Annotated in this window: 10 protein-coding genes; 3 read left to right on the top strand and 7 right to left on the bottom strand. The window is 60.4% G+C overall.

What is annotated here, in order from left to right; genetic code table 11:
- Positions 1–478 precede the first annotated feature (478 nt).
- Positions 479–2566: an LTA synthase family protein gene (locus tag JJD66_RS27275; protein WP_198715720.1), complete on the top strand. Its 2088-nt coding sequence runs from the start codon at positions 479–481 to the stop codon at positions 2564–2566.
- 174 nt (positions 2567–2740) lie between these two features.
- Here JJD66_RS27275 and JJD66_RS27270 read toward each other — a convergent pair whose 3' ends face one another.
- On the bottom strand, positions 2741–2893 hold the full coding sequence (locus JJD66_RS27270) for a DUF3309 family protein (RefSeq protein ID WP_003192767.1): 153 nt from the start codon (positions 2891–2893) through the stop codon (positions 2741–2743).
- Between the two features lie 327 nt (positions 2894–3220).
- On the opposite strand from JJD66_RS27270, the gene JJD66_RS27265 reads away from it, so the two are divergent.
- A complete protein-coding gene (locus tag JJD66_RS27265; RefSeq protein WP_057977010.1) occupies positions 3221–4036 on the top strand; it encodes an SDR family oxidoreductase in 816 nt (271 codons plus the stop codon).
- Between the two features lie 127 nt (positions 4037–4163).
- The gene (gene csrA, locus JJD66_RS27260; protein WP_096143236.1) at positions 4164–4367 is read left to right on the top strand and encodes a carbon storage regulator CsrA; all 204 of its coding nucleotides are present in this window, start codon (positions 4164–4166) and stop codon (positions 4365–4367) included.
- Between the two features lie 10 nt (positions 4368–4377).
- Here the strand turns inward: csrA and JJD66_RS27255 are convergent, their stop codons facing one another.
- From JJD66_RS27255 to JJD66_RS28235, 6 genes are all read right to left on the bottom strand, one after another.
- Positions 4378–4605 carry a YheU family protein gene (locus JJD66_RS27255; protein WP_003192759.1) on the bottom strand — a complete coding sequence of 76 codons (228 nt, stop codon included), beginning with the start codon at positions 4603–4605 and terminating at the stop codon, positions 4378–4380.
- A gap of 72 nt (positions 4606–4677) precedes the next feature.
- On the bottom strand, positions 4678–5862 hold the full coding sequence (locus JJD66_RS27250) for an osmoprotectant NAGGN system M42 family peptidase (RefSeq protein WP_034126152.1): 1185 nt from the start codon (positions 5860–5862) through the stop codon (positions 4678–4680).
- A gap of 148 nt (positions 5863–6010) precedes the next feature.
- Positions 6011–7756 carry an N-acetylglutaminylglutamine synthetase gene (gene ngg, locus JJD66_RS27245; protein WP_105227482.1) on the bottom strand — a complete coding sequence of 582 codons (1746 nt, stop codon included), beginning with the start codon at positions 7754–7756 and terminating at the stop codon, positions 6011–6013.
- 3 nt (positions 7757–7759) lie between these two features.
- Positions 7760–9532 carry an N-acetylglutaminylglutamine amidotransferase gene (locus JJD66_RS27240; protein WP_014719264.1) on the bottom strand — a complete coding sequence of 591 codons (1773 nt, stop codon included), beginning with the start codon at positions 9530–9532 and terminating at the stop codon, positions 7760–7762.
- A 38-nt stretch (positions 9533–9570) separates the two neighbouring features.
- On the bottom strand, positions 9571–10752 hold the full coding sequence (locus JJD66_RS27235; RefSeq protein WP_200649463.1) for a tyrosine-type recombinase/integrase: 1182 nt from the start codon (positions 10750–10752) through the stop codon (positions 9571–9573).
- Positions 10745–11115: hypothetical protein (locus JJD66_RS28235; RefSeq protein ID WP_234452356.1), on the bottom strand; the 371-nt coding region annotated here is incomplete at its 5' end. The genes JJD66_RS27235 and JJD66_RS28235, both read right to left, overlap by 8 nt.

Genomic DNA, 11115 nt, shown 5'->3' with positions numbered 1-11115 from the left:
ATGTTGGCCAGAAGCTGTTTGGAGCTTCCTCGGATAGGCCTGATACATAGATGCAACCGGGTACCAATGTTTGAAAAGCGGGTTGACAGTGGAGGGCGAGTCCATACATAGGAGCGAGCTTGCTCGCGAAAAACGTCAACGATAACGCGTGCTTCCTGGATGAACGCGGTGACTTTGAGTTTTTCGCGAGCAAGCTCGCTCCTACGACAGCAGATTTGTGTGTCGAAAGTATTCTCCGCACGAAATTTTCACATCCCATCCAAGACAATTCCCCGGCTTTATCCGGCTGCCAAGGCTCTGTCTCCAGTGCCCTTAAAGGCAGGGCCGTGGCATACGTTCAGTAATTAATAGCCTTGCCGGCCTTGATCGGGCACCATTTGCGCCACCGCGTTAACCGCCTACCCCAGCCAGCCTGGGCGAGGGACGGACGCCACTGCATTATTTCGCAACTTAAACTTCCAATGGGTCCTAAAACGACATGGCAAACCCGGACGCCCTGAATCAGCAGCGAGCTTCAAATCGCCTGCTGCAACCGACCGTCAAATCCCATCTGGCGTACACGCTGCTCTGCGCACTGGTCATGATGGTGATGTTTTCCCTGCTGCGCTTGGCGTTGCTGGTCTATAACCGCGAGATGATCCTGGATACGCCGGCCTCGACGTTTCTGGAAGCGTTCGCCAATGGCCTGCGCTTGGACATCCGCCTGGTGATATACCTGCTGATCCCGTTGTTGCTGGCGTTGTTCAGTGTACGGGCCATGGCGGCACGGGGGTTCTTCCGTTTGTGGCTCACCGTGGTGTCCAGCATCGCCTTGTTCCTGGGCCTGATGGAGATGGACTTCTACCGTGAATTCCACCAACGCCTCAACGGCCTGGTCTTCCAGTATGTGAAGGAAGACCCGAGCACCGTGATGAGCATGCTCTGGTACGGTTTCCCGGTGGTGCGCTACCTGCTGGCCTGGGCCGTGGGCACGCTGATCCTGAGTGTGGCCTTCAAGGGTGCCGACCGTGCAACGCGCCCGCGCGGCCCATTCAGCGGCGGCACGATCAGCACGCGCCAGGTGGCTCCGTGGTACAGCCGCATCGCGGTATTCATGGTCTGCCTGCTGGTCGCCGTGGCCGCCGCCCGCGGCACCCTGCGCCAGGGCCCACCGCTGCGTTGGGGGGATGTTTACACCACCGATTCCAATTTCGCCAACCAGTTGGGCCTCAATGGCACCCTGTCGCTGATCGCGGCGGCCAAGGCGCGCTTCGGTGAAGACCGCGCCAACATCTGGAAAGCGACGCTGGAACAACCACTGGCCACCCAGACCGTGCGCGACATGCTGGTGCTGCCGCAAGAGAAGCTGGTAGACACCGACACCGCTGCCGTGCGCCGTGACTTCACGCCACCGGCCGAGAAAACCCTGCCGATCAAGAACGTCGTAGTGATCCTCATGGAAAGCTTCGCCGGTCACTCGGTGGGCGCATTGGGGCGTCCGGGCAATATCACCCCGTACTTCGACAAGTTGACCCAGGAAGGCTTGCTGTTCGACCGCTTCTTCTCCAACGGCACCCACACCCACCAGGGTATGTTCGCCACCATGGCCTGCTTCCCGAACCTGCCGGGCTTCGAATACCTGATGCAGACCCCGGAAGGCAGCCACAAGTTGTCGGGCCTGCCACAGTTGCTCAGTGCGCGTGATTTCGACGACGTGTATGTCTACAACGGCGATTTCGCCTGGGACAACCAGTCGGGTTTCTTCAGCAACCAGGGCATGACCAACTTCGTCGGCCGCAACGACTTTGTCGACCCGGTGTTCTCCGACCCTACATGGGGCGTGTCCGACCAGGACATGTTCAACCGTGGCCTGGAGGAGCTTAAAGCCCGTGAAGGCGGCAAGCCGTTCTACGCGTTGCTGCAAACCCTGTCCAACCACACGCCGTACGCGTTGCCAACGCCATTGCCGGTTGAGAAAGTCACCGACCGTGGTAGCCTCAACGAGCATTTGACGGCCATGCGCTACTCCGACTGGGCCTTGGGCCAGTTCTTTGAAAAGGCCCGCAAGGAGCCGTACTTCAAGGAAACCCTGTTCGTGATTGTCGGTGACCACGGTTTTGGCAATGAGCAGCAGATCACCGAGATGGACCTGGGTCGCTTCAACGTGCCGATGCTGATGATTGCACCCGGCATGCGCGAGAAGTTCGGTGAGCGTGACCACACCGTGGGCACCCAGATCGACATCGTGCCGACCATCATGGGCCGCCTGGGCGGCGATACCTTGCACCAGTGCTGGGGCCGCGACCTGCTGAACCTGCCGGAAGGTGACAAGGGTTTCGGCGTGATCAAGCCATCGGGCAGCGACCAGACCGTGGCCTTGCTCACCGGCGATCGCGTGCTGGTATTGCCCAAGGAAATGCCACCCAAGTTGTGGGAATACACACTGGGCGCCGAGCCGACTGGCAAGGTGATTCCTGAGTCGCCGGACGAAGCTGCGCTCAAGCAGAAACTCGAGTCGTTCCTGCAGACCGCGACCAAGAGCCTGCTGGATAACACCGCAGGTGTGGTAGATGGCAAACCGGACTAACTGACCGGCAATAAAAAAGAGGCCCTCTAGAGGGCCTCTTTTTTTGCTTTCTTACTTGTAGGAGCGAGCTTGCTCGCGAAGAAGGTCAACGATGACGCGCGCGTCCTGAATAAACGCGGCGCCTGTACGTTTTTCGCGAGCAAGCTCGCTCCTACAAAAAGCGTAGCGCGGCGTTTATATCTTGCCGAGCAACAACAGCACCAGCAGAACAACCAGTACCACACCCAGGATACCCGACGGTCCATAACCCCAGTTACGCGAGTGCGGGAACACGGGCAGGCCACCGACCAGCAGGAGGATCAGGATAATGATTAGAATGAGGCTCATGGTTTTATTCCTTATAGGTTCTGTGCAAAACCGGCTGTTTGACCGTTATCTCGTCCATGTGCATTGGGACGCCTTAACCATTCCGACTCATGCACTTGGCAGAAAATTCATTGTTTTTCTAAAACATTTTGATTAGTTGCTTATTTCTTTTACCCCGTACGCAACTTGAACTAATCAGTTGAAAAAAATTGAACTTGGGCTATATGCGCGACTGCGACCCAGCCACGGGTTTGCCTCTGGCATTCATCAATCTGATGGTGCGTGGGTGCAGGAAAAACCTTCGCTACACTGCGGGTCACTTCTTCGGTAAACCACAAGGTTACTTCTATGCAAAACCGCATGATGATCACTGGCGCCGGGTCTGGCCTGGGTCGCGAAATCGCTCTGCGCTGGGCCCGTGAAGGTTGGCAGTTGGCGTTGTCCGATGTCAGCGAGCCCGGTTTGCAGGAAACCCTCAAGCAGGTTCGCGAAGCAGGGGGGGATGGCTTTATCCAGCGCTGTGACGTGCGTGACTACAGCCAGCTCACGGCCTTCGCCCAGGCCTGCGAGGTGAAGCTCGGGGGCATCGATGTGATCGTCAATAACGCCGGCGTGGCCTCGGGCGGGTTCTTCGCTGAACTGTCCCTGGAGGATTGGGACTGGCAGATCGCAATCAACCTGATGGGCGTCGTCAAAGGCTGCAAGGCGTTCCTGCCGCTGCTGGAAAAGAGCAAGGGGCGCATCATCAACATCGCGTCAATGGCAGCGCTGATGCAGGGCCCCGCCATGAGTAACTACAACGTGGCCAAGGCGGGCGTGGTGGCGTTGTCCGAGAGCCTGTTGGTGGAGCTCAAGCAACAGGAAGTGGGCGTGCATGTGGTGTGCCCGTCGTTTTTCCAGACCAACCTGCTCGACTCGTTCCGTGGGCCAACCCCAGCCATGAAGGCTCAAGTGGGCAAGTTGCTTGAGAGTTCGCCCATCTCGGCGGCGGATATTGCCGACTACATTTACCAGCGTGTGGCCGAAGGTGAATTCATGATCCTGCCCCACGAGCAAGGCCGCATGGCTTGGGCGTTGAAACAGAAAAATCCGCAGTTGCTGTATGACGAAATGACCCTGATGGCCGACAAGATGCGCGCCAAGGCGCAGGCTGTGAAGGGCTGATTTGGCTGGGGTCTGTCAGGCAAATTACCTACCTGTGTAGGCAGCGCCTGATTTGCCCGCAAGCCATTGCCGGTCCAGTGCCAAGGGGGCATGGTCGAGGTCCTGTTATTTGCAAAGGACAACCGCCATGCTGGTCTTAAGCCGTGCCATAGGCGAAGCCATCGCCATTGGCGATGACATCACCGTGCATATCCTTGAAGTGAACGGTACTCATGTGAAATTCGGCATCGAGGCACCGATGGGTGTCAACGTGTACCGCGCCGAGGTGTACCGCAAGATTCTCAAAGGCGAGGGCCAGGCTACCCATCCCGTGCCGGTGCCCAACCTTTAGGCGCAGCTTTTCAGTCGAACAGATGCTTGGGCACATCGTGCTTGAGCATCAACTGGCATTGCTCGCTCTCGGGGTCGAAGACGATCAGCGCCTGGCCTTTGGTCAGCGCCTGGCGCACGCGCAGCACGCGGGTTTCCAGGGGCGTGTCGTCGCCATTGTCGGTGCCGTCGCGGGTGACGAAGTCTTCGATGAGGCGGGTCAGGGTGTCGACTTCAAGTGCATCGTAGGGAATCAGCATACAAGCCTCAGGTGTCAGGTCCCGGCGATGCTACTGCGCCGGGACCTTTGTTGCCAGTATCAACTCACCGCGTCAGGACTTCTGGCCGACCAGGCTGTCTACCGACGGCACGCGGGTGTCGCTCTCCATTTGCGTTTCATGCTCGATCTGATGACTGAACCGATCCAGTGAGCCCTGGGCCGGTTGCGCATCGCTGGCAAACACCGGCGGGCTGAGGATGTAAGCGCCCAGCAAGCGGCTCAGGGCGGCCAGGCTGTCTATATGGGTACGCTCGTAACCGTGGGTGGCGTCACAACCGAAGGCGAGCAGGGCGGTGCGTATATCATGGCCGGCGGTGACCGCCGAGTGCGCATCGCTGAAGTAATAGCGGAACAGATCGCGGCGTACCGGCAGGTCGTTCTCCGAAGCCAGGCGTAGCAAGTGGCGGGACAGGTGATAGTCATAGGGCCCGCCGGAGTCCTGCATGGCCACGCTCACCGCGTGTTCGCTGGAGTGCTGGCCGGGGGCGACCGGGGCAATATCGATGCCGACAAACTCACTCACATCCCAGGGCAGGGCGGCCGCTGCACCACTGCCGGTTTCCTCGGTGATGGTGAACAGCGGGTGGCAGTCGATCAGCAAGGGTTCGCCACTGTCGACGATGGCCTTGAGCGCGGCGAGCAGGGCGGCGACGCCGGCCTTGTCGTCCAGGTGGCGAGCGCTGATATGCCCGCTCTCGGTGAACTCGGGCAGTGGGTCGAACGCTACGTAGTCACCGACGCTGATTCCCAGGGAGTCGCAGTCGGCACGCGTGGCGCAGTAGGCGTCCAGGCGCAGTTCCACATGGTCCCAGCTCACCGGCATTTCATCCACGGCAGTGTTGAACGCGTGCCCGGAGGCCATCAACGGCAATACGCTGCCGCGAATAACGCCGTTGTCGGTGAACAGGCTGACCCGGCTACCTTCGGCAAAGCGGCTCGACCAGCAGCCCACCGGCGCCAGGGTCAGGCGCCCGTTGTCCTTGATCGCACGCACGGCGGCGCCGATGGTGTCCAGGTGGGCGGAGACGGCGCGGTCAGGGCTATTCTTCTGGCCCTTGAGGGTGGCGCGAATGGTGCCGCGCCGGGTCATTTCAAACGGAATGCCGAGTTCTTCCAGGCGTTCGGCGACGTAACGCACGATGGTGTCGGTAAAACCGGTGGGGCTGGGAATGGCGAGCATCTCCAGCAGCACTTTTTGCAGGTACGCGAGATCGGGTTCGGGGATGGTTCGGGTCATGGAAACTCCTGATGAGTTGAGGGCATCGATGGTTTCGATGAGGGGCGGCACGGCCTCATCGCGGGCAAGCCCGGCTCCCACATTGGAGTGCGGTCAACTGTGGGAGTCGGGCTTGCCCGCGATAGCGCCGGTACAGGCGACACATCACTTAAGTCGCCGGCTGACTGTGTGGAAACAACAAATCCACAAACTTCTCAGCCGTGGGTTGCGGTTCATGGTTGGCCAGGCCGGCCCGTTCGTTGGCTTCGATAAACACATACTCTGGCTGGTCGGCGGCAGGTACCATCAGGTCCAGGCCGACCATAGGGATATCCAGAGCACGGGCCGCACGCACGGCCGCGTCCACCAGCGTGGGGTGCAGGATCGCCGTGACATCTTCCAGGCAACCCCCGGTGTGCAGGTTGGCGGTGCGTCGCACGGCCAGTTGCACGCCACGGGGCAGGATGCTGTTGTAGTCGTAACCTGCGGCTTTGAGGGTGCGCTCGGTTTCTGCATCCAGCGGGATTTTGCTCTCGCCGTCGGTGGCCGCCTGGCGACGACGGCTTTGCGCCTGGATCAAGGCGCGAATCGAATGTTGGCCGTCGCCGATCACTTCGGCGGGGCGACGAATCGCAGCCGCGACCACTTCAAAACCGATCACCAGAATCCGCAGGTCCAGGCCTTCGTGGAAGCTTTCCAGCAACACGCGGCTGTCGAACTGGCGCGCCGCCTCGATCGCCTGCTGCACCTCTTCGATGCTGCGCAGATCCACGGCGACGCCATGGCCTTGCTCGCCATCCAGCGGCTTGACCACGATGCGCTGGTGTTCGTCGAGAAACTCCAGGTTGTCGTCGGCACTGCCCGCCAACTGTTGCACCGGCACCTGCAGGCCCGCCGCCTTGAGCACCTTGTGGGTCAGGCTCTTGTCCTGGCACAGGGTCATGCTGATGGCGCTGGTCAGGTCGCTCAGGGACTCACGGCAACGCACGCGACGCCCGCCGTGGCTAAGGGTGAACAAACCCGCATCGGCATCGTCCACTTGCACATCAATACCGCGTCGGTGGGCTTCTTCGACAATGATGCGTGCGTAAGGGTTGAACTCCGCCTGGGGCCCGGGGCCCAGAAACAGCGGTTGATTGATGCCGTTCTTGCGCTTGATCGCGAAGGTGGTCAACGCCCGAAAGCCGAGTTTGGCGTAAAGGCTCTTGGCCTGGCGGTTATCGTGCAGCACCGACAAGTCCAGGTAGCTCAAGCCTCGGCTCATGAAGTGCTCCACCAAGTGGCGCACCAACACTTCTCCGACACCAGGGCGTGTGCATTGAGGATCTACGGCCAGGCACCACAGGCTGCAACCGTTTTCCGGGTCGTGGAAGGCCTTGTGATGGTTGAGGCCCATTACGCTGCCAATCACCGCGCCGCTGTCTTCATCTTCGGCCAGCCAGTACACCGGGCCGCCTTGATGACGTGGGGTGAGGCGTTCCGGGTCGACAGGCAGCATCCCGCGGCCCTGGTACAAGTGGTTGACCGCTTGCCAGTCGGCCTCGCTCTGCACCCGGCGAATGCGAAAGCCGCGAAACACCCGGGTGGCCGGGCGGTAGTCGGTGAACCACAGGCGCAGGGTGTCGGACGGGTCGAGGAACAGTTGCTGCGGGTCAATGCCCAGGATTTGCTGGGGCGCGGCCACGTACAGCGCGATATCGCGCTCGCCGGGCTGCTCGTTGAGCAGTTCCAGGGCCAGGCTTGCCGGGTCGGGAAAGGTGTGGCCGATCAACAAACGGCCCCAGCCGCAATGCACGGCAATCGGGTCGGCGGCCAGTGCGCTGCCATCTTCGGCCAGGCGCGCTTGCAGGCGCTCGTAGGTCGGCGCCTGGCCCTTGAGTAAGCGTTGGCTGTAAGCCGCGGCATTCGGTTTCATGGATCAGATTCCTTGTTCGCTCAGCCACAGGTTCAGCGCCGCCAACTGCCACAGCTTGGAGCCGCGCAGTGGGGTGAGTTGGCCTTGCGGGTCGGTGAGCAAGCGGTCGAGCATGGCCGGGTTGAACAGCCCGCGGTCCTGGCTCGGGTCCAGCAGCAACTCGCGCACCCAGTTCAAGGTATCGCCCTGCAGGTGCTTGAGGCCGGGCACGGGGAAGTAGCCTTTCTTGCGGTCGATGACTTCGCTGGGGATGACCCGGCGCGCCGCTTCCTTGAGCACCTGTTTGCCGCCGTCGGGTAGCTTGAACTGGGCCGGCACACGGGCCGACAGCTCTACCAGGCGGTAGTCGAGGAACGGCGTGCGCGCTTCCAGGCCCCAGGCCATGGTCATGTTGTCGACGCGCTTGACCGGGTCATCCACCAGCATCACCGTGCTGTCCAGGCGCAGGGCCTTGTCCACGGCCGCGTCGGCGCCCGGCATTGCAAAGTGCTCGCGCACGAAATCGCCAGCGGCGTCGTTGGCGGTCAGCCATTGGGGGGCGACGGTCGCCGCGTAGTCGTCGTAGCTGCGGTCGAAAAACGCCTCGCGATAGGCCGCGTACGGGTCGCTGGCACCGTCCACTTGCGGGTACCAGTGGTAACCGGCGAACAGTTCATCGGCGCCCTGGCCGCTCTGCACCACTTTGCAATGCTTGGCCACTTCCCGCGACAGCAGGTAGAAGGCGATGCAGTCATGGCTGACCATCGGCTCGCTCATGGCGCGGAAGGCGGCCGGCAGTTGCTCGATGATCTCGCTTTCGGCGATGCGCAGTTGGTGGTGATGGGTGCCGTAGTGTTTGGCGATCAGGTCTGAGTACTGGAACTCGTCGCCACGTTCGCCGCCGGCGTCTTCAAAGCCGATGGAAAAGGTCGACAAATCCTCCACGCCCACTTCACGCAGCAGGCCGACGAGCATGCTCGAGTCGACGCCGCCGGACAGCAGCACGCCGACATCCACGGCGGCACGTTGGCGAATGGCCACGGCTTCGCGGGTGCTGTCGAGCACGCGGTCGGTCCAGTCTTCCAGGGTCAGGTGTTTTTCGTCCTCATGGGGCCCGTAGGGCAAGGTCCACCAGGTTTTCTGTTCGGTTTTGCCGCTGGCGTCGATGCGCATCCAGCTGGCGGGCGGCAGCTTTTCGATGCCGGCCAACAGCGTGCGCGGCGCAGGGACCACGGCGTGGAAATTCAGGTAATGGTTGAGGGCGACCGGATCGAGGATCGGGTTTATATCCCCACCCTTGAGCAACGCTGGCAACGCCGAGGCGAAACGCAGGCGCTGACCGGTGCGCGACAGGTACAAGGGCTTCACACCGAGACGGTCACGAGCGATGAACAGACGCTGGGCATCACGCTCCCAGATGGCGAAAGCGAACATGCCGTTGAGCTTGGGCAGCAGCGCTTCGCCCCAGGCGTGATAACCCTTGAGCAACACTTCGGTGTCGCCGCCGGAATAGAAGGCGTAACCCAGGGCTTCCAGCTCTTGGCGCAGCTCCGGGAAATTATAGATAGCGCCATTGAACGCCAGGGACAGCCCCAGATGGGCGTCGACCATCGGTTGGGCAGAGCCGTCCGACAGGTCCATGATTTTCAAGCGGCGGTGGCCCAGGGCAATCGGCCCTTGGGCATGAAAGCCCCAGGCGTCGGGGCCTCGGGGGGCGAGGTGGTGCGTGATGCGTTCTACGGCTGCCAGGTCGGCAGGTTGATGATCAAAGCGTAACTCGCCAGCTAATCCACACATATAACGTAAGGCCCTGTATTTGCTGGGCCTAAGCGCGTCTACCGAGATTCAAGTACCATTTTTGTACCGTTTTTCGGCAAATCCAGCTTTTCAAGCTCCGCGAAATCACTCGAGGAACTGATCCACTTGGCATAGGTTGAAAGCAGCACTTGAACGCTGTGTCCAAGTTGAGCGGCGATGAACGCTGGGTTCATTCCCGACATCAAGCACATCGTTGCATAGGTGTGCCTGGTGTCGTACATCCGGCGATACCGAATGCCACTCTTGCGCAATGCTGACAACCAATAGCGCTTAGCCCCAGTTTCGGATCGGATGTATAGCTCTGATCTGTCACCCGAACCGTCCGGCGCGAAAACATAATCAGAGCGCGCCGCCGTAAGCAGTCTGGCTTTTTCGAGTGCCTGTATGGCTCGATCGTTCAATAAAACTTCCCGCGACACCTTCGTCTTTGTTCTCTCCTTGATCTTGCCGTACAGCCTGATGCGGCAAACCTTGGCGCGCCTCGAGCGCGTATCAACCTCGCTCCAGCGCAGGGCCATAGCTTCGCCTGGGCGCATTCCTGTATAGAAAGAAAACTCAAAAAAACACGCGTAAATAGCCTGCAGTCCGCTCGTCACTTCGTACAGCTTGGCGATCAGTTCGTCAGCTTCATCGCGGCTGAATGGATCGATCTCGCGCTTGGTGACCCTCGTCGGGGGGATCGAGTTGGCCGGGTTCCTCAGAATCAGCTCATCGTTAACGGCTTGGGTAAGCAAGCCTGTCACCAGCCTGATGGCGCCCTTTCTGCGGATCGGCGAAGTCCACGTAATGCCGTTCACGATTTTCCGCATCAGTACTGGCGTGATCTTGTCGAGTGGGTATGTGGCCAGGTGTGGCACCCAGTAGGTCTGCATGGTGCTGCGGTAGTTCTTGCGGGTGCTGTCCTCGATCTGCAGGCTGTTCAGCCAGTCCTGTGCGTAGTCGAAGAAGATTGGCATGTGCCCTATGGAGTCGCTCCGGCTATTCGGGAACAGCTCCCTGTACTTTTCGGGCGTAAGGGCTCCCAGCTTTGCAAGCTGTATTACTTGAGAACGTAAAGCCTCGGCTGCTGCGATTCCCCTTGCGGTTTGCGGGAGAGCGAGCGTTTCGCAGTGACGCTTCTTGTTCCAGGAGAACCTGATCCTGATCGATTTCCCGACAAGCTCAACTCCGGTGGGCAGCTCCATTGGCTCTCTAGCCATTCGTCATACCTCCATTTGCTGTACATGATTCGTCCGTCGATTTTCGACCAGACGCCGGCGGGGATGATGTTACGTTCTCGCTTTCGTTGCAGGGCTTTCGGTGTGGTGCCCAGCAGTTCGGCCATTCGCTTTTCGGTGACCTTATCGTGACCGGACTCATCGCCCAGTTTCTCGGCTGCCGCCATGCCTTCCTCCCCGACTTCCGCGCCCAGCGCTCAGTCGTCACAGTGATAAAATTGCGGATGCCGGTCAGTACCTGGAACATCTCGCCGTCGAATTCGATGAACAGTCCGGATTTCATGCGCTCCGGTACGCGGTCGATCACGTCGAGCAGGCGACCTACGCCGCCATCCTCCCGTCGTT

It is taken from the genome of Pseudomonas sp. MF6751, from assembly GCF_016613265.1.
GTDB lineage: Bacteria > Pseudomonadota > Gammaproteobacteria > Pseudomonadales > Pseudomonadaceae > Aquipseudomonas > Aquipseudomonas fluorescens_BV.
The sequence above is the reverse complement of the archived record's forward strand: the minus strand, read 5'-3'. Positions and strand labels throughout refer to the sequence as shown.